At 69.4% G+C, this 22,319-nt stretch carries 20 protein-coding genes and 4 pseudogenes; 9 read left to right on the forward strand and 15 right to left on the reverse strand.

The features are described from left to right. Positions 1 to 49: 49 nt before the first annotated feature. Complete coding sequence (locus NGR01S_RS02985) at positions 50 to 469, reverse strand: ATP-binding protein (protein WP_063034617.1); 420 nt, start codon at positions 467 to 469, stop codon at positions 50 to 52. A 387-nt stretch (positions 470 to 856) separates the two neighbouring features. On the opposite strand from NGR01S_RS02985, the gene NGR01S_RS02990 reads away from it, so the two are divergent. After that, positions 857 to 1,225 carry an STAS domain-containing protein gene (locus tag NGR01S_RS02990; protein WP_063034618.1) on the forward strand — a complete coding sequence of 123 codons (369 nt, stop codon included), beginning with the start codon at positions 857 to 859 and terminating at the stop codon, positions 1,223 to 1,225. Between the two features lie 22 nt (positions 1,226 to 1,247). On the opposite strand, the gene NGR01S_RS02995 is transcribed toward NGR01S_RS02990, so the two are convergent. The 3 genes from NGR01S_RS02995 to NGR01S_RS03005 all read right to left on the reverse strand — a co-directional run bounded on the left by NGR01S_RS02995 (position 1,248) and on the right by NGR01S_RS03005 (position 4,566). Then, positions 1,248 to 1,691, reverse strand: a complete 444-nt coding sequence (locus NGR01S_RS02995; protein WP_063034619.1) for a response regulator — start codon at positions 1,689 to 1,691, stop codon at positions 1,248 to 1,250. Further along, a complete protein-coding gene (locus tag NGR01S_RS03000) occupies positions 1,688 to 3,256 on the reverse strand; it encodes a sensor histidine kinase (protein WP_084480377.1) in 1,569 nt (522 codons plus the stop codon). Before NGR01S_RS03000 ends, NGR01S_RS02995 begins: the two co-directional genes overlap by 4 nt. 68 nt (positions 3,257 to 3,324) lie before the next feature. Then, complete coding sequence (locus NGR01S_RS03005) at positions 3,325 to 4,566, reverse strand: PP2C family protein-serine/threonine phosphatase (RefSeq protein WP_084480309.1); 1,242 nt, start codon at positions 4,564 to 4,566, stop codon at positions 3,325 to 3,327. 699 nt (positions 4,567 to 5,265) lie between these two features. Between NGR01S_RS03005 and NGR01S_RS03010 the strand changes: the two are divergent. Beyond that, positions 5,266 to 5,746: pseudogene (locus tag NGR01S_RS03010) on the forward strand (beta-class carbonic anhydrase). Between the two features lie 53 nt (positions 5,747 to 5,799). Here the strand turns inward: NGR01S_RS03010 and NGR01S_RS03015 are convergent. Next, positions 5,800 to 6,714 carry a DUF5995 family protein gene (locus NGR01S_RS03015; protein WP_063034621.1) on the reverse strand — a complete coding sequence of 305 codons (915 nt, stop codon included), beginning with the start codon at positions 6,712 to 6,714 and terminating at the stop codon, positions 5,800 to 5,802. 216 nt (positions 6,715 to 6,930) lie between these two features. Here NGR01S_RS03015 and NGR01S_RS33085 point away from each other — a divergent pair. Beyond that, a pseudogene (locus NGR01S_RS33085) lies at positions 6,931 to 7,255 on the forward strand (cupin domain-containing protein); the annotation flags it as partial. 25 nt (positions 7,256 to 7,280) lie between these two features. Here the strand turns inward: NGR01S_RS33085 and NGR01S_RS03020 are convergent. Next, positions 7,281 to 8,162, reverse strand: coding sequence for an LLM class flavin-dependent oxidoreductase (locus tag NGR01S_RS03020; RefSeq protein WP_063034622.1), 882 nt, complete (start codon positions 8,160 to 8,162; stop codon positions 7,281 to 7,283). An 81-nt stretch (positions 8,163 to 8,243) separates the two neighbouring features. After that, positions 8,244 to 8,564, reverse strand: coding sequence for a hypothetical protein (locus tag NGR01S_RS31830; RefSeq protein WP_084480311.1), 321 nt, complete (start codon positions 8,562 to 8,564; stop codon positions 8,244 to 8,246). A 325-nt stretch (positions 8,565 to 8,889) separates the two neighbouring features. On the opposite strand from NGR01S_RS31830, the gene NGR01S_RS03030 reads away from it, so the two are divergent. Beyond that, positions 8,890 to 9,972: a fatty acid desaturase family protein gene (locus NGR01S_RS03030; protein WP_063034623.1), complete on the forward strand. Its 1,083-nt coding sequence runs from the start codon at positions 8,890 to 8,892 to the stop codon at positions 9,970 to 9,972. A gap of 42 nt (positions 9,973 to 10,014) precedes the next feature. Here the strand turns inward: NGR01S_RS03030 and NGR01S_RS03035 are convergent, their stop codons facing one another. The 4 genes and pseudogenes from NGR01S_RS03035 to NGR01S_RS33090 form a co-directional block, all read right to left on the reverse strand. Next, positions 10,015 to 11,247, reverse strand: a complete 1,233-nt coding sequence (locus NGR01S_RS03035; protein WP_063034624.1) for a cytochrome P450 — start codon at positions 11,245 to 11,247, stop codon at positions 10,015 to 10,017. A 96-nt stretch (positions 11,248 to 11,343) separates the two neighbouring features. Continuing rightward, complete coding sequence (gene ilvD, locus NGR01S_RS03040) at positions 11,344 to 13,023, reverse strand: dihydroxy-acid dehydratase (protein WP_063034625.1); 1,680 nt, start codon at positions 13,021 to 13,023, stop codon at positions 11,344 to 11,346. A gap of 125 nt (positions 13,024 to 13,148) precedes the next feature. Further along, on the reverse strand, positions 13,149 to 13,328 hold the full coding sequence (locus NGR01S_RS32240) for a hypothetical protein (protein ID WP_063034626.1): 180 nt from the start codon (positions 13,326 to 13,328) through the stop codon (positions 13,149 to 13,151). Between the two features lie 12 nt (positions 13,329 to 13,340). Beyond that, a pseudogene (locus tag NGR01S_RS33090) lies at positions 13,341 to 13,460 on the reverse strand (hypothetical protein); the annotation flags it as partial. 59 nt (positions 13,461 to 13,519) lie between these two features. On the opposite strand from NGR01S_RS33090, the gene NGR01S_RS03050 reads away from it, so the two are divergent. Beyond that, positions 13,520 to 14,122: a chloramphenicol phosphotransferase CPT family protein gene (locus tag NGR01S_RS03050; RefSeq protein ID WP_063034627.1), complete on the forward strand. Its 603-nt coding sequence runs from the start codon at positions 13,520 to 13,522 to the stop codon at positions 14,120 to 14,122. Between the two features lie 9 nt (positions 14,123 to 14,131). Here the strand turns inward: NGR01S_RS03050 and NGR01S_RS03055 are convergent, their stop codons facing one another. Together NGR01S_RS03055 and NGR01S_RS03060 are read right to left on the reverse strand one after the other, a co-directional pair. Beyond that, a complete protein-coding gene (locus NGR01S_RS03055; RefSeq protein ID WP_084480312.1) occupies positions 14,132 to 14,905 on the reverse strand; it encodes a thioesterase II family protein in 774 nt (257 codons plus the stop codon). A gap of 176 nt (positions 14,906 to 15,081) precedes the next feature. Beyond that, positions 15,082 to 15,621 carry a YceI family protein gene (locus tag NGR01S_RS03060; protein WP_063034628.1) on the reverse strand — a complete coding sequence of 180 codons (540 nt, stop codon included), beginning with the start codon at positions 15,619 to 15,621 and terminating at the stop codon, positions 15,082 to 15,084. Here NGR01S_RS03060 and NGR01S_RS03065 point away from each other — a divergent pair. From NGR01S_RS03065 to NGR01S_RS03075, 3 genes and pseudogenes are all read left to right on the forward strand, one after another. Then, positions 15,614 to 16,066: an MmyB family transcriptional regulator gene (locus tag NGR01S_RS03065; RefSeq protein WP_157107090.1), complete on the forward strand. Its 453-nt coding sequence runs from the start codon at positions 15,614 to 15,616 to the stop codon at positions 16,064 to 16,066. The genes NGR01S_RS03060 and NGR01S_RS03065 overlap by 8 nt on opposite strands. A gap of 191 nt (positions 16,067 to 16,257) precedes the next feature. Next, positions 16,258 to 16,593: pseudogene (locus NGR01S_RS29920) on the forward strand (helicase); the annotation flags it as partial. A gap of 284 nt (positions 16,594 to 16,877) precedes the next feature. Continuing rightward, positions 16,878 to 17,516, forward strand: coding sequence for an HD domain-containing protein (locus tag NGR01S_RS03075; RefSeq protein ID WP_063034631.1), 639 nt, complete (start codon positions 16,878 to 16,880; stop codon positions 17,514 to 17,516). A 12-nt stretch (positions 17,517 to 17,528) separates the two neighbouring features. Here NGR01S_RS03075 and NGR01S_RS03080 read toward each other — a convergent pair whose 3' ends face one another. Then, positions 17,529 to 18,179, reverse strand: a complete 651-nt coding sequence (locus tag NGR01S_RS03080; protein WP_063034632.1) for a class I SAM-dependent methyltransferase — start codon at positions 18,177 to 18,179, stop codon at positions 17,529 to 17,531. Between the two features lie 167 nt (positions 18,180 to 18,346). On the opposite strand from NGR01S_RS03080, the gene NGR01S_RS03085 reads away from it, so the two are divergent. Beyond that, on the forward strand, positions 18,347 to 21,607 hold the full coding sequence (locus tag NGR01S_RS03085) for an arabinosyltransferase domain-containing protein (RefSeq protein WP_063034937.1): 3,261 nt from the start codon (positions 18,347 to 18,349) through the stop codon (positions 21,605 to 21,607). 429 nt (positions 21,608 to 22,036) lie between these two features. Here NGR01S_RS03085 and NGR01S_RS03090 read toward each other — a convergent pair whose 3' ends face one another. Next, positions 22,037 to 22,273, reverse strand: a complete 237-nt coding sequence (locus tag NGR01S_RS03090; RefSeq protein WP_063034938.1) for an MbtH family protein — start codon at positions 22,271 to 22,273, stop codon at positions 22,037 to 22,039. Positions 22,274 to 22,319 lie beyond the last annotated feature (46 nt).

Below are 22,319 nucleotides of genomic sequence, written 5' to 3' on the forward strand. Positions count from 1 at the left end.
AGTGGAGACCACGATCGCAGAGCGGCCGTCTCGACCGAGGTGGCCGGGTTCACCGGGGTAAGGGAATCCGCATCTCGACGGTCGTGCCGCTGGCGGAGATGATGACCTCCACCTCCGGAACCAGGGCGCGGATGATCGCCATCCCCCGGCCCCGGACCTGGTCCGGGCCGGGATCGGGACTCTTCCAGCAGCCGTGATCGGCCACCGTGATGTGCAGGCTGCCGGCCTCCAGCTCGAAACGCAACCGGATGGTGCCGCCATCACCGCGGTGGCCGTGCTCGACCGCGTTCGCGCAGGCCTCCCCCACAGCGAGCAGCACATCATAGGTCTGATCTTCGCCGAGCGGACAGTGCGCCAGCCACTCCTGTGTCCGGTGCCTGACCTCGGCCAACCTGTCGGCTTTCGCCGGAAACTGCAATTCCCATCGGGTCGGCGGACTGTCCAGCCCGGACGGGCGGGTCGTCGTCACCTGATCGCCTCCTGTAGGTCTCGCCGGACGGACGGCGTAGGCGGTACCGGGTCCGTGGCGTTCGGCTTGCTGTCCTGTCGGGACTCTGTGCTCACTGCTAGCCATACCCATTCGTCCCCGGAGCATTCGACCGGTCCCGCGGAGGGTTCCCGAGCCCGACGCGGCAGCCCGGTGCGTTGTGGATCACGCCCGGTGGTCGCCCCTCCGCTCGACTCAAACGTGGTATGGATTACGCAGTCGACGGTCCGGCCGGCGCCGGTGACTACTATTTCGCGATCGGGTAGATTTCGTTACGAAGTCTGTGCCGGCCCCGGTCGCGTTCCGCGCGGCGGGGCCTCGATACTGCAGAGGTGGAAAAGTGACGAAGTGCGAGCCGGAGGAGCGGCGATGAGCGGCGACAGCGCGCCCCGCCTGCTCGATGTAGCGGTGCGGGCGGAGGCCGGAACCGCGGTCGTCACGGTGCAGGGTGAGGTCGATATGGCGTCGGCGCCCCAGCTGCAGGCCGCTCTCGAAGACGCCCAGCGCGGCGGGGACCCACTGGTCGTGGATATGTCGGAGGTCGGTTTCCTCGGATCGGCCGGGTTGAGCGTACTGCTGGTGATCTCCGAGGCGGCCGACCCCGGTGCCGGCCTGCGCGTGGTCGTCTCCGACGCCGTCCGCCGTCCCGTCGAACTCACCGGTCTCGACAAATTACTGTCGGTGCACGACTCGCTGGCGGACGCGCTCGCCGCGGGCACAAATCCCGCGGCGTCCTGAACCGCGGCCGGCTGCCCCGCGACTAACGGGCGCGGGGCAGCCGGACCACCTGGACGAAGAAGTCGTCGATCTGCTTGATCGCCGCCACGAACTGGTCGAGATCGACCGGTTTGGTGACATAGGCGTTGGCGTGCAGCTTGTAGCTGCGCAGGATGTCCTCTTCGGCGGCGGAGGTCGTCAGGACGACCACCGGGATATGCGACAGGTCGGGATCGGCCTTGATCTTCTCCAGCACCTGCCGGCCGTCGTATTTGGGCAGGTTCAGGTCGAGCAGGATCAGATCGGGGCGGGGAGCGTCGGTGTAGGGGCCGGCGCGATACAGGAAGTCCAGCGCCTCCTGCCCGTCGTGGGCAACGTGCAGCGTATTCCCGATCTTGTTGTCCTCGAATGCTTCCCTTGTCATCAGCTCGTCACCCGGGTCGTCCTCGACGAGGAGGATATCGATCGGCTGGCCGGGTACGGTCATACGGTTTCTCCTTCGGGTACGGGTTCCGTCGCGGCGGCGGGCACTGCTGGGGCTTCGGCGGCCGGCTCGGTCTCGACGGTACGGAGGGTGAAGCAGATGCGGGTCCCCGCCGTGTTCTCGGTGTCGAGCCAGATGGTGCCGCCGTGGTATTCGACGATCTTCTTGCAGACCGCCAGACCGATGCCGGTACCGCTGTATTCATCGCGGGCGTGCAACCGCTGGAAGATGACGAACACCTTCTCCGCGAATTCGGGTGCGACGCCGATACCGTTGTCGGTGACCGAGAACAGCCGCAGCGCCGGATCGTCGGCGTAATTCCCGGTCTCGATGCGCACCACCGGTGCGTGGTCGGGCCGCCGGAACTTGACCGCATTGCTGATGAGGTTCTGCCACAGCATGGTCAGCAGGGTCGGCTCGCCCATGATCTCGGGAAGCTCGTCCGGCCGCTCGACCACGGCGTCGGTCTCCTCGAGGGCGCCCGACAGATTGGCGAGTGCCTTGTCCAGCGGTTCACCGAACCGCACCGGCTGCGCACCCTCGCTGACCCGGCCCACCCGGGAGAAGGTGAGCAGGTCGTTTATGAGCACCTGCATCCGTTTGGCACCGTCGACGGCGAAGTCGATGTACTGCTTACCGCGCTCATCGAGCTGGGAACCGTAACGTTTCTCCAGCAGCTGGCAGAACGAGGCGACCTTGCGCAGCGGCTCCTGCAGATCATGGGAGGCCACATAGGCGAACTGCTCCAGTTCGGCATTGGACCGGCGTAGTTCGTCGGCCTGCAGATCCAGTTCCGCCTTTTGCCGGCGCAGCAGGGTGCTCTGTGACTGCGAAGAACCCAGTTCGGCCACGATCCGGGTGCGCATATCCTCCACGGCCGCGGCGACCTGCACGATATCGGCCGGACCGCGGCTGTCGATGTGACGGTCGAACTCGCCGTCGGCCACCCGCAGCGACGATTCGGTGAGGGCGGCCAGCGGGCGTACCACGAGTCGGCGCAGCAGCGCGGTCATCACGATCCCGGTCAGCAGGAGGACGGTCACCATGCCGATCAGTACCACGTCGCGAATGGTTCGGGCGTGTTCCAGCGCCCGGGTGTCCGCGGCGACGGCGGCGGCCAGTCCGTCGTTCTGCACCGAGAACGCGACACGCAACCGATCGAAGACTCCTTTGGCGCGTACGGCCGTCTTCGCGGCCAGCGCCCTGGCCTTCTCCGGCGACGTACTGGCCGCGAGCGGGCCGGCGTACTCGCCGCGCCACTGCTGCGCTCCGCGTTCGATCACGTCGAGATCGGCGGTCAGGTCGGGCCGGTCGGCCAGCAGTTCACGCAGCCGCGCGGCCGCCCGGTCCTGCTCCCGGGCGCCCTCGACATAGGGCTCCAGGAACTGGGGGTCGGCGGAGATCGCATAACCACGCAGACCGGTTTCCTGGTTGATCAGCGCACTCTGCAACCGGTACGCCTCCGCGGACGCGGGCAGGGTCTGCCGGGCCAGCCGGTCGGTGGCATCGTTGGTGTTGGAGATGACCTGGGCACCCGCCACCGCACCGATCAGGACCACCAGGATCATCAATGCGAAGACCAGCTGAAACCACGCCTGCGCGGTCAGCCGGCCCACCACCCGGGAGTCGGCGTTCGTCACCGGAGTCCACCCTTTCGCCCATCGTTCCAGCACACATGAATGATGGCCAGGTCGTCGTCCAGACCGCCCGCCGGCCCGGCCAGTTCCTCGACCCGCCCGATCAGCTCGTCGACGAACAACTCGGGACGGCCCACCGGGACGGTCCGCGCGACCTCCAGCAGACCGGCTTCCCCGAGCCGGGCGCCGTCGAGGCCGACCCGGCCCTCGAACAGACCGTCGGTGAACAGCATGAGTCCGGCGCCGACAGCCAACTCGATCTCCGTAGCCGGCCATTCGGCCCGGCCGGGCATGAAGCCCAGCGCAGCGCCGCCGGGAACCTCGAGCCAGCACAGGCCCCCCTCGCGGTGATGCAGCATGCCCGGATGCCCGGCGCGCCGCACCAGGACCCGTTTCGTCGACGGATCGAGCGTGAGACCGGTCGCGGTGGCGAAGGTCTGGCGGTCCGTCCGTTCGGCCAGCAGTACCTGCTCCAGTAGCCGCAACTGCCGCGAACCGGTCACACCGGACAGGACCAGGGTCCGCCAGGCCAGCCGCAGCGCGACACCGGTCGCGGCGGCGTCGGGTCCATGGCCGGAGACATCGCCGATGATGACGTGCACAATCCCGCCGGGATCCTGGACGACATCGTAGAAATCGCCGCCGAGCAGCGAATGGTCCCGGCCCGGGCGGTACCGCGCCACCACGTCCACCGCGCGGTCGGCACCGAGCAGCGGCGTCGGCAGCAGCCCTCGTTCGAGGCGGGCGTTCTCCTGGGCCCGCATCTGGCTGGCCTGCAGAGCCGCGCTGGTGCGTTCGGCCTGTTTACGTTGAATGGCATAGCGCACCGCGCGAGCGAACAATTCCGGCTCGACCCGGCCCTTGACCAGATAGTCCTGCGCTCCCGAGGCCAGGGCCGCCAGTCCCGTACTCTCCTCGTCGAGCCCGGTCATCACCACCACAGCGACGCGGTCGTTGTGCGCGCGGATCCGGGCCACCGCTTCCAGCCCCTGGGCGTCGGGCAGCCGCAGATCGAGCAGGACACAGTCGGGCACCTCGACGCTGAGCCGCGCGGCCGCCTCGGACAGGGTGCGCACCCATTCCAGGCGCATCCCGCGTTCGGCGTCGGCCACCAACTCCTCGACCAGCAGGGCGTCCCCGGGGTCGTCTTCCACCAGCAGCACGAGGGGTTCTCGCTCGAACCAGCCCGCATTGTCGGCCGGACCGAGATCCGCTCCGGCAATATCACCGCGCAAGGTCACCGCCGAACTCGCCAGCAGGCATCGACACCCAGCCTCCGATCACACAGGAAACGACGGCGACACAGCGCACGCTCGCAGACTCAGCGGCCGGTTGCTGGACCGAGAGGCAGTCACGATCGTAACGGATTGCCGTCCACCCCGGTAAACGGGCGGTGTCCGACGCCGCCCGTCCGGCCGGTGTCACCGGGCCCGGCCGGGGTCCAGGGTCCGCGGCCACGGACCCCGGATACGGCGTCCTCCGCATGGAGGCGTGGGTACCCCAAGAGATACCCGAGATTGCTTGCACGACAGTCTTTTACGGGCATGCGAAGCTTCGAAGGAGACCGCGGGGCGAATCGGCATCGGCCTGCCCTCGGCGATACCCGGGGTGACCCGGGGCAATCGGGACCTGGGCCGCGCAGGGTGGATGCGCCCGGGTTCGCCGCACTCGGAGCCACCGATCGGCTCGTTTACGACAGCCGCGACCCACTGGTGACACCGGCGGTCGCCGCCGCGCACACCACCACCGCCGATCCGGGCGCGGCCACGTCGTTGTATGCCGGGCGCGCGGCACGAGTTCGGATCCGATGATCGGCGCCGCGCCAGGAGGTCGGGTGTGGCGCTGTAGCCGCCGGGCAGACCGCCGCCCGAGCGCGTTCAGCGCACCCGGCCGAGCGGGCATGCGGCGCGGTGAGCGGGCCGGGCACCGGTGGCCACGTACTGACGGTGACCGATGACTACCTGGCCAACAACGCGCGTTACGCGGAACAGTTCAGCGGTTCGCCCCCGCCGCCCAGTAAGCACGTCGCGGTGGTCGCCTGCATGGATGCCCGGCTGGACGTCTACCGGATTCTCGGCCTCCAGGAGGGCGAGGCGCATGTCATGTGGGCGGGGTGGTGACCGATGACGAGATACGCTCGCCGGCGATCAGTCAGCGGCTGCTGGGCACCAATGAAATCATCCTGATCCACCACACCGATTGCGGCATGCTCACCTTCACCGATGACGATTCACACGCGGCATCCAGGATGAGACCGGTATCAAACCCGCCTGGCCGGCCGAGGCCTTCTCCGATCTGAACGAGGATGTGCGGCAGTCGCTCCGGCGAATCGAGACCGGTCCGTTCATCACCAGGACCTCGTCACTGCGTGGTTTCGTCTTCGGTGTCGGCACCGGACGGCTCGACGAAGTCGGCGCCTGACCGCTACCCGCTCCCGGCCGTGCCGCGTACCGATGATGTGCGCGGCACGGGCGTCACAAGGCGCCGTTCGCGGCGAGCACCTCGAACGCGGCGTCGGCGCTGCGCCACAACACGTCCATCTCCGCGCGTACCGCGGGTGCGGCCGCCGGATCCTGCAGCGCCAGACCGTTGCCGAAGATCACCACATTGGCGCCCAGATCGGCCAGCCGCAACAGCGGGCCGGTGGCCACGCCCGCGCCCAGTACGGCGTCGAGCCCCTCCCCCAGGAAGTAGAACCGCCACAGCGGACCCAGATCGCCGCCATATAGCTCTCGGGTGAGATCGACGATGAGCGACCCGTGGCTCGCGATCGCGTCGACGATCCGGAAGTAATCGGGCGCGTCGGTGGGGGTCGCACCGGTGGCGGCGACGGCATGGGACAGGTCGACGGTGAGGTGGGCGTTGTAGCCCGCCATCGCGACCCGGGCCGGCGACAGCTCGCAGCGGTGGGCGAGCCGGAAATAGTGGTTCCACTGGGGTTCGGTGGGTGCTCCGGTGAATTCCGCGTGCACATTGCGCAGGAATCGCAGCAGCAGATCGAGACTGATGCGATGCGCCCACTCCGGGTCGTCGAACGCGGCCGGATCACGTTGCAGCGGCATCACCGCGGCCTGTTCGACCGCGTCGAGCCCGAGGGCCAGCAGGCCCCGCCGATCCCGGTGCGCCACCAGGATCTCGGTGATCCGCCGGTGCCGCTCGACCGCCCGTTCCAGCCGGTCCAGCGACGAACCGGAGCTCTCGCCGTAATCCGTGGAGGTATCGGACAGTTCGACGATCTCGGTGAGTTCCGCGGCCGACAGCGCGGTACCACAGGCGGTATCGAGCTCGGATGCCGTGGCAGGCCCTCCACCGGCCAGCACGGCCACCTCCACCAGGAACACCGTAGCGAGGACGAGGTATCTCGACCGCACCCGACGCTGGCTGGGCATAGCTGCTTCGCTTTCGTTCGACGGACGATCGGGCCGTGAAATCCGGCAATCTGCGGTGGATCCGGAACAGCGGTGTTTCGGGTGAGCCGCCCTGCCGGGCGCGCGCTCGAGCCTAGCCCAGCCGCCGCCCCGATCCGCCCTCCCGCCCGTGGGAGCGGCCGGTCGGCCCGGCACCTGGCGCGTCAGCCGCGGAACGCGCGCCGGTAGGCCGCGGGCGTGGTGCCGAGTAGCGTGTGGAAGCGGCGCCGCAGGTACGCCTGGTCCACCCTGGCCGACGCACCCGTCCGGGAGCTGTTCCCGGTATCCGCCTGCGCTCACTGCGGTCCGGCCGCGACGGTGCCTCGGCCCATGTTCTCGAGATGGCACCCGGCCGCCGGTGGGAGTGCGTCGACGTGCACCGGCCCGGCCGGAAGAAGTGTTCGTGGTGTCCGGCAACGTCAACGACGGAGTCCGTGACCACCCGGCCGGATCGTTCATCCACGCACCGGCCGGGTCCTGGCACATATCGCAGACCGTGACGGGTTGTGCGCTGCTCGTTTTTCCAGCCCGAAGGCTGATGCGCCGCGTCAGCGGGAGGAGATCAGGTCCAGCGTCTCCTCCAGAACGGAGAGCGGAACCGCGCTCGGAACCAGGATGAACTCGTCCAACCCGGCTTCCTCGGCGGCGTCCAGCGTGCGGTGCAGTGCCGCGGCGTCGTAGGTCTTCATCGAGGACGCTGCTCCCGCGGCCGCCTCGCCACCCAGGAAGCCCAGGTATTCCGCGGTGAAATCGCGGAGCACCTCCTCGGGTTCGGGCACACCGAGCGCGTAGAAGCATCCACTCACCAGACGCGGCGCGTCCCGGCCCGCCTCGGCCCAGGCGCGGCGCGCGGCCTCGGCGGACCAGCGGACCTCGGCGGGCACTCCGCCCACGCTGAACGCCACGACTCCGTCGGCCCACCGGGCGGCGCGCGCGAGCGATTTCGGGCCGAGGGCGCCGGCGAGCACGGGCGGTCCGCCGGTTTGCACGCACGGCGGCCCGAGCCGATCGCCTCCGGCGACGGCCGGTTCCCCGGCCCACAGCGCGCGCAACTCCGCGACCGCGCGATCCAGCCGATCGTGACGGCGTTCGAAACCCGAGCCGAGGCTGCGATAGTCGTCGCCGCGGCCCCCGACTCCCACGCCCAGGGCGAAGCGTCCCGCGGAGAGCACATCGATCGTCGCCGCCTGTTTGGCGACCAATGCCACCGGATGAGCCGGCAGAACCGACAGGTTGGCGAAGATCCGCACCCGTTCGGTGACCGCGGCGGCCGCGGCGAGAGTCGTCCACATCTCCTGATTGTGAAAGGTCATCCGCTCGCCGCACGAGATACTGGCGACGGGGCCTTGCTCGGCGAGCCGGCACCAATCGACGGTGGCCGCCCGGTCGTACCCGCGACACATGGTGGGTAGTGCGATCCCGATATCCATCGCCCCAGCATCGGGCAACCGAGCCCGCTTAGCAAGAACAGGTTCTAGTTTTTCCCGAGCCGGCGCCGAAGCCGGCCCGGGTCAGCCCCCACCGCCACCACAACCGCCACCTCCGCCACCGCCGCAGCCGCCACCGCCGCCCCCACCGCAGCCGCTGTCTCCGCCGCTGCCGCCGTCACCACCACCACTTCCGAGGTACCACCCACCGGCCGCGGCCGTGCCGGTGACACCACGTCGGCGGGAGGAACGTAGCGGAGCCCGGCTCCGCCGGAACCTGCGCACCGCGGACGCGATGGTGAGCACCACACCGACGACGATGAACCAACCGCCGACCCCGAATCCGAAGAGGTCGGTCAGTACGAGGCCCACGAGAACCGCCGCGGCAGCCGATAAGAACAGCACAGAACCTCCCCGAGTGGTCGATCCACCTCAGAAGAGGCTACCCCGCAACAGCTCTCGGTGAACGTCTCCGGTGACCCGGAATTCCGTGGCGACTTCCGGGCGAGCCGCCGGTGACCAGCACATCGGCCCGTCCGCCGGTCACCGGGCCGCCCCGGAGATACCCCCCTCCGCCCGGGCCGCGGACATCACCACCCGATTATGCCCGCCGGGCAACCGGACGCCCGGGACGCAGGTAGGGTGAACGCGACAGTCGGCAAGGACGGCGGGCGCGCGGTGCCGGTCCGTCGACCGGTGAAGCGACACCCGTGCACAGATCGGTGAGTACATGACGGCAAATGCCGCCACACATGTTGTTCCTGTCGACCGGATCGAGGTCTCCGCACCTCCCGAGGCGCCGCCCCGCCCCGCACGCCACAGCGATTACGCGGTACTGCTGCGGCAGGTGCGCGACGCGGGCCTGCTGGACCGGCGCCCTCACTACTACCTCTGGAAGGGCGGGGCCGCACTGCTGGCACTGGCCGGCGGGTGGACCGCGTTCGTCCTGGTCGGTGATTCGTGGTGGCAGCTGGCCACGGCCGCCTTCCTCGCCGCGCTCTTCGCTCAGTTCGCCTTCCTCGGCCACGATGCGGGGCATCGGCAGATCGCCGGCAGCCGCCGCGCCGACTACCTGCTCGGCGCGCTTTTCGGCAATCTCGCCATCGGCGTGAGCATCGGCTGGTGGACGAGCAATCACAACCGGCACCACGCGCATCCCAATACCGAGGACGCCGATCCCGACATCATGGGTGTGCTGGCCCATTCGACCGTCCGGGCGCGCACCGGGCGCGGCCTGCGCCGGCTGATCTTCCGCTACCAGGGGTGGCTCTTCTTCCCGATGCTGCTCCTGGAAGGGCTCAGCCTGCACTTCTCGAGTGTCCGGGCGATCGTACGGCGCGATATCCCCCGGCGCGGCCTGGAGGCCGCGCTTCTGGCCGCGCACGCCGTGGGGTACCTGACCGTCGTCTTCCTGGTGCTGCCGCCACTGCACGCACTCGGTTTCATCGCCGTACAGCAGGGCCTGTTCGGGCTCTACATGGGCACCACGTTCGCACCCAACCACAAGGGTATGGCGGTACTCCCGGTCGGCGATACCACCGACTACCTGCGGCGCCAGGTTCTCACCTCTCGTAACGTCCGCGGCGGGGTCGTGATCGATACCGCCTTCGGTGGTCTCAACTACCAGATCGAACACCATCTGTTTCCCTCGATGCCGCGGCCGAACCTGCGGCGTGCCCAGCCGATCGTCGCGAAATACTGCGCGGATATCGGCGTGCCCTACTGCGAGACGGGTCTGTTCGATTCCTATGCCCGGGCTCTCGGGCATTTGCACACCGTCGGCCGGGCGGCCGGACCCGAGCGGTCCGGATAGCCGGATCTCCCACACGCGGCCGCTTCCGGCTCGTGGCGATCTTCAGCGAGACCGTGGTCCGGCGGTGACAGGCAGGGCGGTCAGGCCGTGTAGGGCGAGTCCCTTCCGCGCCACCGCCGGCCCCGCCTGGGTCAGCGCCGGAAACGCGCGCAGCAGCGCGGGGAAAGCGAGCTGGGCTTCCAGCCGGGCCAGCGGCGCCCCCAGGCAGTAGTGCACACCGCCGCCGAACGACAGCGGCGGTTCGCCCGCCCGGTCCAGGCGCAGTACGTCCGGTTCGGCGAAGACCTCGGGATCCCGATTGGCCGCGCCCAGCAGCAGGACGACCCGCTGTCCGGCGGGCAGTGTGAGACCACCGCTGTGCAGTTCCTCCGGCGCGGTGCGGGAGGTGAGCAGCTGCACCGGCGAGTCGTAGCGCAACAACTCCTCGGTCGCCGGACCGGCCAGCTCGGGGTTCTCCCGCAGCAATGCCGCCTGGTCCGGGTGTTCGAGCAGCGCGACCAGGCCGTTGGCGAGCAACCCGGTGGTGGTCTCGAACCCCGCGGCGAACAGCAGGGCCGCCATGGTGCTCAGTTCGTCGTCGTCCAGGCGCGCACCGTCGGCAGCCGGTACGGCCAGGGCCGACAGTAGATCGTCGCGTGGCTCCCGGCGCCGCCGCGCTGCCAGATCGCGCAGATAGTCACTGATTTCGGCGGCCGCGTCGTCGGCTCTGGCAACGCCCGGGCCGTCCAGTACATCGAGCACCCCCGTCCAGTCCCGCACCAGCGGCTGGAAGCGGAGCCGGTCGGCTTCGGGCACCCCGAGCAGCTCACCGATCACCGTGACCGGCAACGGGAACGCGAAAGCGTCCACGAAATCCACCGCGCCGGGCCCGGCCAGATCGCCGAGCAACCGGTCGACGGTACGGGCGATCGCCCGGCGCAGCCCGGCCACTCGCCGCGCGGTGAAAGCGCCGGAGACCAATCTGCGCAGCCGGGTGTGATCGGGCGGATTGCGGACCAGCATGCTGGTGAACATCAGTCGCAGGCCCGGGTGTTCGCGCCAGTCGGCGAACCCGGCGGCGGCGAGTCCGTGTTCCGGCCGCTTCAGCAGCCGATGATCGCGCGCCAGGGTGGTGGCGAGCCGGTAACCGCTGACCACGAGTGTCCCGTCCGGAGTGTGGGCGGCGGGACCGAGTTCGCGCAGCTTCCGGTACAGCGGATACGGGTCGGCCTGTCCGGCCGGTGCGGTGAGCGCGGATATCAGTTCGCCTACTGTGTTCGCGATCTTCGTCGTCATGGTCACCCCCGGTTCGTGGTGTCTCGGAGCGTCCACGACGAGCCTACTCCCGAACGTGCTCCCCACACCCCGTCCACGGCCGAATCCCCCACGGAATCAATCGCATACGGCACCGTTCGAGGCCGAGCCCACCAGTCGCGCATACTTGGCGAGCACCCCCCGGGTGTAACGGGGTGGCAGTGGCGCCCAGCCTTCACCGCGGCCGGTGAGCGTCGCCGGATCCACGAGCAGGTCCAGGGTTCCCGCCCCGACGTCGAGCCGGATCCGGTCACCGTCCCGGACGAACGCGATCGGGCCGCCGTCGACCGCCTCCGGGGCGACATGGCCGACACACAGACCGGTGGTACCGCCGGAGAACCGTCCGTCGGTCAGCAGCAGGACATCCTTGCCGAGTCCGGCACCTTTGATCGCCGCCGTGATGGCCAGCATCTCCCGCATCCCGGGGCCGCCCTTGGGCCCCTCGTAGCGGATGACCACCACATCGCCGGCCGAGATGGTCCCGTCTTCCAGGGCGTCCATCGCGGCCCGTTCCCGGTCGAAAACCCGTGCGGTGCCCTCGAAGACATCGGATTCGAATCCCGCCGATTTGACCACGGCACCGCCGGGCGCGAGCGAACCCCGCAGGATCGTGATACCGCCGGTCGGATGGATGGGCGCCGACAGCGCGCGCACCACCTTGCCGTCCGGATCGGGCGGCGCGATATCGGCCAGGTTCTCGGCCACCGTCCGGCCCGTGACGGTGAGACAGTCACCGTGCAGGAGTCCGGCATCCAGTAGGGCTTTCATGAGCACGGGCACGCCGCCCACCCGGTCGATATCGGTCATCACATGCCGGCCGAACGGTTTCACATCGGCCAGATGCGGGACGCGGCGGCCGACCCGGGCGAAATCGTCGAGGCTCAGTGCCACGCCGGCCTCATGCGCGATCGCCAGCAGATGCAGTACGGCATTGGTGGATCCACCGAAGGCCATCACCACCGCGATGGCGTTCTCGAACGCCTCCTGGGTCAGGATATCGGAGGTGGTGATGCCGCGCCGGATCAGTTCGATCACGGCCTGCCCGCTGCGCCGGGCGTAGCCGTCACGCCGGCGGTCGGTGGCCGGCGGCGCCGCGCTGCCGGGCAGCGACATCCCCAGCGCTTCCGCCGCGCTGGCCATCGTATTCGCGGTGTACATTCCCCCGCAGGCGCCCTCACCGGGGCAGATGGCCCGCTCGATCGCGTCCACATCGGCCCGGCTCATGAGACCGCGTGAACAGGCGCCCACCGCCTCGAAGGCGTCGATGATGGTCACCTCGCGTTCGCTGCCGTCGGACAGTTTCGCGACACCGGGCAGGATGGAACCGGCATAGAGGAATACGCTCGCCAGGTTCAGCCGGGCCGCGGCCATGAGCATGCCGGGCAGCGATTTGTCGCAGCCGGCGAGCAGCACCGACCCGTCGAGCCGTTCGGCCTGCATCACGGTCTCCACGCTGTCGGCGATCACCTCTCGCGAGACCAGGGAGAAATGCATTCCCTCGTGCCCCATGGAGATACCGTCGGAGACCGAGATGGTGCCGAACTGCATCGGGAAACCACCCGCGGCGAATACGCCGTCCTTACATCCACCGGCGAGCCGGTCGAGCGACAGATTGCAGGGCGTGATCTCGTTCCACGAGGAGGCCACGCCGATCTGGGCTTTGCCCCAGTCGTCGTCGCCCATACCGACCGCGCGCAGCATGCCGCGGGCCGCGGTCTTCTCCAGCCCGTCGGTGACATCGCGGCTGCGCGGTTTCATTTCGGGAGTATTCGGTTCGGAAGCCACGGGGCCATCATCCTCCTCCACCCCCGCAACACCGCCGGACCACGCCCGGCGACGGTCCGTCTTCCCCGCGCGGACGGCGTGGCGGCGCCCGACCGTCCTCATTCCGCGCCGGTGGCGGCAGTCGTCCCGGGCACGTTGATCAGGTCCGCGAACTCGTCGAGCAACTCGACCATCCGGCGACAGGTGGGGTAGTTCGCTGTCCAGCGCGTGATCGATCGGCGCCCGCCCCCGGGCCCGGAAATCTTCTTCCACGCCCCCGGCTCGACGGTGACCAGCACGCGCCGACCGTCGCGGGGGCCCGGCGCCGTGCTCAGTAGGCGCTGCTCACGGAACCGGGCGACGATCCGCGAGACCAGGCTCTGCGCAATGGCCGTCCGCTCGGTGATATCGCGGAAGTATCGCTTTCGGCCCGGAGACCGGGCCGCGAACTCTTTCGGAAGCCCCGCGGCCGCACGGTTACCGTTGTCCGGTGCACAGTCCCGAACTCCCCTGCCGGGTCATCTTCCTCAACGGAACATCGAGCTCCGGTAAGACGACGCTGGCCCGGGCCATCCAGGACGAGAGCCATATTCCGTTCGTCTACTGGGGAATCGACACCCTGTTCGGGTTGGTGCCGCCGAACTGGGGTGGTGGGCGGGACGGCCCGCGCAGCCGCGACGGATTCTGGTACGACCGCACGGGACACGACGCGCAGGACCGGCCGGCGGTGGTCATCCGCTACGGCGACGTCGGACGCCGGATGTTGCGCTCGGCGTGTGCCGCGGCCGCCGCGTTCGCCCACGGCGGTGACCATCTCGTCGTCGACGAGATGTTGCTGACCCCGGATCTGCTGTCGATATGGCTGGATGCCCTGTCCGGCTTGGATGTCCAGCTGGTCCGGGTCACCTGTCCGCCGGCTGTCGCCGACCGGCGGGAGCTGGCGCGCGGCCACCCGGCCGGATTGGCGCGGGGCCACCTGCCGACCGTCCATCAGCACGGCCACCCCTACGACACGGTGGTGGATACCACCGCGGGGACCCCCGCCGAACTGGCCCGGGCCGTGCTGCGCCGGGAGCGGACAGTACTCGGGTGACGCCGGTCCTCAGCTCGTCGGTGAGCCGCCGGACACGAGGACCGGGGTGATCAGGTCCGCTATCTCGCGTGCGTGCTCGTCGAGATAGAAATGGCCGCCCGGGAACAGCCGGACCGCGAAATCACCGCTCGTGTGCTCGCGCCACCGCGCCAGTTGCTCCGGGGTCGTCGTCGGATCGGAGCGCCCGAGCAGGGCGACGATATCGCAGCGCAGCCGCTCACCTTCCCGATACCGGTACGTTTCGACCGCTCGATAGTCGTTGCGCACCGCAGGCAGCACCATTTCGGCGAGCGCGGGCTCGTCGCGCAGGATGGTGACCGTGGCCGGGTCGTTCGCGAGGCGCTCGAGCTCGGCGATAAGTTCGGTATCGGTCCCGCGATGCAGGGTGCCCTGGTCGACGAACGCCGGGTCCGGGCGCCCGGAGACGAACAGCGCGGCAACCGGCCGCCCGCGCGCCTCCAGTCGCCGGGCCGTTTCGAACGCGACAGTGGCACCCATACTGTGTCCGAACAGCACCGGGCCCCCGGGCACGAGGGACTCGGTGGCCGCGGCGAGATGATCGGCCAGATCGCTGATCGAGGAAACGAACCCCTCACCGATCCGGTTCTGACGCCCCGGATACTGCGCCGCGTAGACCGATGGGCCGGGTCCGAAGCTCGCCGCGAGGTCACGGTAGCTCGTGGCCGAACCACCGCCCGGCGGGAAACAGACCAGCGCGGAATATCCGGTGCGGCCCGGCTTCAGTTCGCGCAGCCAGCGCTGCTGCTCGACATCATTCGGCACAGATATCTTCCTCCCTCTCGCCACCGCTGCCCGCGGACCTCGTCGACCCGGTCCGGTGTCGAGCGTCCCATAGTGGAAGGAATACGGGCACCGGCGGTGCGGGAGTCGTGACAGGGCCGGACGCCCGCTACGTCCGGCCCCGCCGGCAGCGAATCGATACCGCGGCGGTGTCCGGCCTAGTTCGGCTCGATGAGCTGGATCTCGAGCTCGATCTCGACCGCATCGCTCAGCAGTCCGGGCGCCGGTTGCCCGACACCGGACTCGGTGCGCTTGATGGTGCCGGTCGCGGAGAAACCGGCGTGGCGTTCGCCGCCGGGACCGAAATCGCCGATCCTGCCCCACTCGACGTCCAGGGTGACCGGCCGGGTGACATCCCCCAGAGTGACCTCGCCCACCACAGTGAACGATTCGGCGATACGGACCGGTTCGACGGCTCGGAAGGTCAGGGTCGGACGGTTGGCGACATCGAGGAAATCGGCGGCGCGCACATGGGCGTCCCGGTCGGGGTTGCCGGTATCGAACGAGTCGAGGTGCACCGTCGCGCCGAGGGTCGCGGCGCCGGAGTCGTCCACGACGAACTCGGTCTCGAAGCGGGTGAAGCCTCCGCGCACCTTGGCGATACCGAGATGCCGCACGGTGAAGGCGACCGAGGAGTGCGCGGTGTCGAGCGCCCAGGCGCCGGGACGCAGCGTGGTGGTTTCCGGTGGTGTGGTCATACCATCGACCATCGCCGGACCGAGGTCCGGCTACCAGACTCCGCTGGGCCTGCTGGACGACCGGGACGCGGTAAACCTCGCCCGTTACGTCTACGAGCATCCGATGGCACGAAGAACACTGCGCAACTGGGCCGAGGCCGCCGATACCTTCGCCGAGACGCTGCGCCGCGCGAGCCTGCGCTGGCCCGGCGACGCCGGCCTGCGGGAGACGATCGACATCCTGCACACAATTCCCGAGTTCGCGGCCCGCTGGCGTCCGCAAGGACCGGGGCATCCGGTGACGTCGACCCTGCGCTTCGACCACCCGCAACTGGGTGCGGTCGACGCACCATTCGAGACACTGGAGAGTGGCCAGGAGCAGAGCGTGGTGGTCTGGCTCGTGGCCCGCGTCCCCGTCGCCGATCGAACGCTGCGCCTGGTGCCACCGCAGGCCGCCGGGCAGTAGACCGCGGGGCGAGCGCACTCGGGCAACCGGAAGCCGACCCCCGCGGAACGGCGAGGCGTGCGATATCGCCGGTACGTTCCCGATGCGGCGGATTCGATATTCGCCGCGCGGCCGGCGCTTCGGGGCCGCACCGTGGAAATCACCGATGACGTCGGCCACCGTAGGTGACGATATCGCACAGCTGGACCGAGCCACCGGAGTCGGTGCGCGCCTGTGGTGTCCGGCCGTGGTCCAGGCAGGTGACCGAGGAGGAGTTGCCGGACGCCGCGGCCGAGTTCACCGCAGCCGAAGCGGGCCGTGAAGGCACCAGCGTGGTGATCGGCCCGCCGGATGTGCCGGGTGCGGTCGCGGCGTCGAAAACCAAAGGCCTCGCGTTCGACGCCGTCCTGGTCGTGGAGCCGGAACGGATCCTCGCCGCCGGACCGCGGGGCGCGGCCGAACTGTATGTGGCCCTCACCCGGGCCACCCAACGGCTCGGTGTCCTGCACCGGCAGCCGCTGCCGGCGGCGCTGCACGGGCTCACCGACGCCGGGACACCGGTCCCGGCCGGGACGGTGCCCGGCGGTATCTCGACCCCGGATTTGAAATATAGTTCTCGCGAACTTCCGGCCACGCCGATCGGTCACAACTGCCCCGCCCCGCTCGCGATCTATGCTCAGTCCGCCCAGCGACCTGCCTCTTCTCCGAGAGCCGGGCAGTACGCACCCGCCGCGCGGAACCCCCGGTGGACCGAGGGACCGCCGGTAGCGCCGGCCTTCTCGACGCGTTCCGGGCAACGACAGCGATCACCTCGTGTACAGGAAGGATCGGAATGACCGAGTCCATCGCGGGAGTTGTGATACCCGACAGCCGGATGGTGGCCGAGGCCACCGAACTGGTGCGCGACAGCGCCCCGCCGCTACTGTTCCACCACTCCCGGCGCGTGTATCTGTTCGGGATGCTGTGGGGCCGCCGGCGCCGCCTCGATCCCGATCCCGAACTGCTCTACGTAGGCGCCCTCTTCCACGATCTGGGATTGACCGACGCCTATCGCACCACCCATCAGCGCTTCGAAGTCGACGGCGCGGACGAAGCGCGCCGTTTCCTCACCGCCCACGGCCTGGACACCGCGGCGGCTCAGCGGGTGTGGACGGCCATCGCCCTGCACACCACCCCCGGTATCCCCGAACATATGGAACCCGAGATCGCGCTGGTGAGCGCCGGTGTCGCCACCGATGTCCTCGGTATCGGCTACCACGACCTGGACCCCGACGAGATCCGCGCGGTGGTCGCGGCTCATCCACGGCCCGATTTCAAGAAGCAGATCCTGGCCGCCTTCGCCCATGGCTTCGCCGATCGACCCGACACCACCTTCGGCACCGTCAATGCCGATGTTCTCGCCCGTTTCCAGCCGGGCTTCACCCGCACCGATTTCGTGGACGTCATCGAAACCGGCCCCTGGCCCGAATAGCCGCCGCGCCGCTCATTCGCGGGCGGGGGCGTCGTAGACCAGACTGTAGCGCCAGAACAGGCGGCGCCTGATCCGCGCCCCGGGCAGTTCGGCGGCGACGGCGGCACGGATCTCGGTCAGGGTCTCCCGTGGATCGGCGACAGGTGCCGACATATGCGGGGGCGGCGCCGTGGCGGGCGCCGGGTGCCGCATCATGCCCACCACGGGATTGGCCGCCACGGCAGGCAGGGCGGCGAATCCGTCGACGAGACCCGCCGCGCGGAAACAGCCGACGACGACCAACCGCCCGCCCGGGGCGAGGCTCTCCCGCACCTCCCGCAGGGTGGAGGCCAGCGGAAGGTGGTGCAGCACAGCCACCAGGGTGATCGCGTCCCAGCGGCGACCCGGTTCACGCTCGGCGAAACCGGCTCGGACCACCCGCACCGCCGGGTCGCCGGCGAACCGGCGCGCCGCGATTTCGGCTGTCGCGGTATCGGGTTCGAGCGCGGTGACCGTGAGACCCCGATCCCGCAACCGGGCGGCGAGATTGCCGGTACCGCAGCCGATATCGAGCACCGTACGGGCTTTCGACGCGACCACCCGGTCGACGACCCAGCGGCCGTAATGGTCGTTGTGGCTCCACGGATGACGCCGGTTGAACCGGTCGAGTCGCGATATCGGCATCCCCGCATTCTGCCGCCCACGCTCGGCCCGACGCAGCCCGGAATCGCCGTCCTCGCTGTTCACACGATCGCGAGAATTTCTCCACCTGAGCACGGGCTGAGAATCCCGCGCCCGATTCCTCCGGTTACGAATGCGTCACGATACGATCGCGCCCCGTGACGGACACCATGGTGCGGGCGGACGAGGCGCCCACGGGCGAGCAACCACCACCACCGCGGCCGGCACACGGTAGACGGGCCAAGTGGATCGCCGTGATCGCCGGCCTGTTCGCGACAGTGCTCGCGGTGGCGGTACCGCTGCTGCCGGTACACGTGAACAAGACGACCATCGGCTGGCCGCAGCAGGGGTCGGCCCGCAGTATCACCGCGCCCCTGGTGTCCTACGCTCCGGTCACCTTCGATGTCACCGTGCCCGGCGCGGCACTGGACCAGCTGGCCGATACCGGCGGGCTGGTCGCGGCGACCATGCCCGCGGGGGCGCCCGACCTCGAGAAGTACGGATTCGTCGCCCGGGTACAACCGGCACGGGACGGCGAGCCGGCCCACCTCGAGGTGGTACTGCGCAGTCAGTCCATGTTCAGCGCGCCGCTCGACCGACTCCGCGACGCCACGCTCACGGTCCGATCCGACAGCGTCGCGACAACCGCCGAGCTCACCGGCACCGATACCGAACCGCTCCTCCTGGCCGGGGACTTCCGGCCGCAGGTGGTCGGCGTGTTCAGTGATCTGGCCACCCCGGCCGGTGCCGTGGTCGAGGTGGAGGTCGACAGCCGGTTCTCGGTCACCCCGACATTCACCAAACGCGCCGCGACCGTGCTGGCGGTGGTGCTGGCGGCGGTCGCCCTGGTCGCGCTGCTGAGGCTCGACCGGTCCGACGGACGCCGGATCCGCCGACTCGTGCCGCAGCGCTGGCGCACCTTCACCGGTATCGACGCGGGTGTCCTCACGACGCTGGTGCTGTGGCATTTCATCGGCTCCACCACTTCCGACGACGGCTACCAATTCGGCATGGCCCGCACCTCGCTGGTCTCCGGCTATATGGCCAACTATTTCCGGTTCTTCGGCGTGCCGGAGAATCCGGTCGGTACGCCGCCTTACGACGTGATCGCGCAGCTGACCGAGATCAGTATCGCCAGTCCGTGGGTGCGCCTGCCCACCCTGCTGGCCGGGATCCTCGCGTGGCTCACCCTGAGCCGTGAGGTGATTCCCCGGCTCGGTGCCGGGCTGCGCCGCGACCGCATTGTGGTCGGCACCGGCGCGCTGGGCTTCCTCGCCATCTGGCTGCCCTACAACAACGGGCTGCGACCGGAACCGGTGATCGCGGTCGCCGTCCTACTCACCTGGGTTTTCGTCGAACACGCCATCGCGAGCAGACGCCTGCTCCCGTATGCGATCGCGATCATGATCGCGGCGTTCAGTCTCACCGCCGCGCCATCGGGGGTGATCTGTTTCGCACCGCTGGCGGCCGGTGCGCGCTCGATGGTGCGATTCGGGATCCGGCGGGCCCGCGCACTGGCGGTGACCACCGCACGTCGCGGCCGGGATATCGGTTGGCCCGCGCGCATTTCGGCCTACGGTGCGCTACTGGCCCCGCTGGCCGCGGCCGGCACCCTGGTACTCGTCTTCGCCTTCGGCGTCCAACCGCTGTCGGCGATGTTCGAGATGACCCGGGTGCACAACGCGGTCGGCCCGTCGGTGCCCTGGTTCGACGACTACCAGGCCTATCAGCGGCTGTTCACCGCCACCGCCGACGGCTCGATCGGGCGCCGTTTCGGGGTCGTCGCGATGTGGCTCGGCCTGCTGGTGTGCGCCTTCGTGCTGCTGCGCAAGGGCGGGCGTATCCCCTTCATCACCTCAGGGCCGGCGAAACGCCTGCTCGGCATCACCTTCGGCGCGATGCTGCTGATGGCGACCGTACCCACGAAGTTCACCCACCACAACGGCGTGTTCGCCGGTCTCGCCGGCGCCGTCGCGGTGGTCACCGCGGTGGCGGTGGGCCCGAGAGTGATGCGGGCGCCGCGGTATCGTGCTCTCTTCGCCGCCATCGTGGCGGTAACGCTCGCGCAGATCTTCACCGGCGTCAACAAATGGTTCTACGCCTCCGGGCACGGTATTCCGTGGTGGGATACGGCTCCGGCGATCGGCGGCGTCGGGATGAGCGAGATATTCCTGATCGTCGCCGTGCTGTGCCTGGCACTCGCCGGGTGGTGGCATCTGCGGGCCCCGGAACCGGGTACTCCGCACCGGGTTTCGCCGCGGGCCTGGCGGCTGGTGAAGATCCCGCCGCTGACGGTGGCGGCGGCCGTGATCGTGATCTTCCAGGTGGGTTCATTCGCCACCGCCGCGGCCACCCAGTATCCGGCGTTCTCGCTGGCCCGCTCGAATGTCGATGCCGTACTGGGGAAGCCGTGCGGACTGGCCGACGATGTCTTGGTCGAATCCGACCCGAACACCTCGATGCTCCCGCCACTGACCGGTGACGCCGCCACGACGTTCGCGGCGGACGCCGAGGGCTTCGTTCCCGGCGGGGTCGCCGATGCCACGTCCGACGACGATCAACCCGCGGACGACAACAGCCTCGCCGCTGCCCTGAACGATACCTCCGACGGCACCTCGGTCACCCAGACCGGCGGCGCACCACTGCCGTTCGGCCTGGCGAACACCACCCCCGTACTCGGTACCGCCGGACAGCGGGCATCGGCCGAACTGACCACCGGCTGGTACCGTTTGCCCGACCCGGCCGACCGCGCCGGGATCATGGCGATCACCGCGGCGGGCCGCTTCCGGGCGATCACCCAGGACGGCGAGGTCATGCCGGGACAACCCGTCGATATCGAGTACGGTGTCACCGATCCGGTGTCCGGAGCGCGTTCGCTCGGACAGGTGATGCCCATCGATATCGGACCGACTCCCTCGTGGCGTAATCTGCGCGTTCCGCTGGACGAGATCCCGGACCGGGCGGATGTGGTCCGGATCGTCGCCCAGGACCGGACACTCGATCCCGACCAGTGGATCGCGTTGACCCCGCCGCGGATTCCGCAGACACGCACGCTCGACGAGCTGATCGGCTCCGACCAGCCGGTGCTGCTCGACTGGGCGGTGGGATTGCAGTTTCCGTGCCAGCGTCCGTTCGATCACAAGGACGGTATCGCCCAGGCTCCCGGCTGGCGCATCCTGCCCGACCGTCCCGCCGCGAACACCACCAACCTCTGGCAGCGCCACGACGGTGGCGGACCGCTGGGCTGGAGTCGCCAGTTGCTGCGCTCACAGACCCTGGCCACCTATCTGAAAGACGACTGGAGTCACGATTGGGGGCAGTTACAGCGGCTCACGCCTGTGGACGCCTCGGCCCGTCCGGCCGCGCCGAGCGTGACCCGGCGAGAACATTCCGGGTTGTGGAGCCCCGGCCCCATCAACGTCACCTGGTGACCGGAGTCGCCGCGCCCAACGCGCGGGCCCGGCGCCGGCCGCCGGTATCCCGGTGACGCTCCCCTGGTTATCGGAAGAAAACGCTTTGAACGAACCAGCGTTACTGCGCGGCCGGTGTACCACCGCAAGCCGAACTCACCGTCTCGCCGGAACATCTGTCCGCGGCGGTCCTCGGCATACCGGCCGTCATGACATGGCTCGAGGCCGTTTCCGCGGCGACCCGGCACCGTCGAACTGCTGAATACGGCTCCGCCCCGGCCCGATGTTCCGGGACTCGTTCACCGGACCCGGTTTCCGGCCGACCCGCCCCTCGGGTGGCGGCCGGAAACCGCGTCCCTGACGATCGACCGGCGGGGATTCGCGGGCGCGTCGCGCCGCCGGCTCTACGACCGGGGTTCGGTGCCACGCGGTACGCCGGACCGGGCAGATTCACTGAACGGCGGCCGGTCCCTGATCGGCGGTGGTCGCCTCGCGCAAACTGCTGGGCCGCATATCGGTCCAGTTCCGCTCGACGTAGTCGATACAGGCCGACCGGCCGGCGTCGCCGAAGGCGATCCGCCACCCGTGCGGCACCTCGGCGAAAGCCGGCCACAGGGAATGCTGGTTCTCGTCGTTGACCAATACGAAGAAGCGGCCGTCCACGTCGTCGAACGGGTTCGCGCTCATATTCATTTCTCCCGGATCGTCGTTGTTGTCCTGCCGGCACCCCACG

Source organism: Nocardia grenadensis NBRC 108939 (assembly GCF_001613445.1).
GTDB classification, from domain to species: Bacteria; Actinomycetota; Actinomycetes; order Mycobacteriales; family Mycobacteriaceae; genus Nocardia; species Nocardia grenadensis.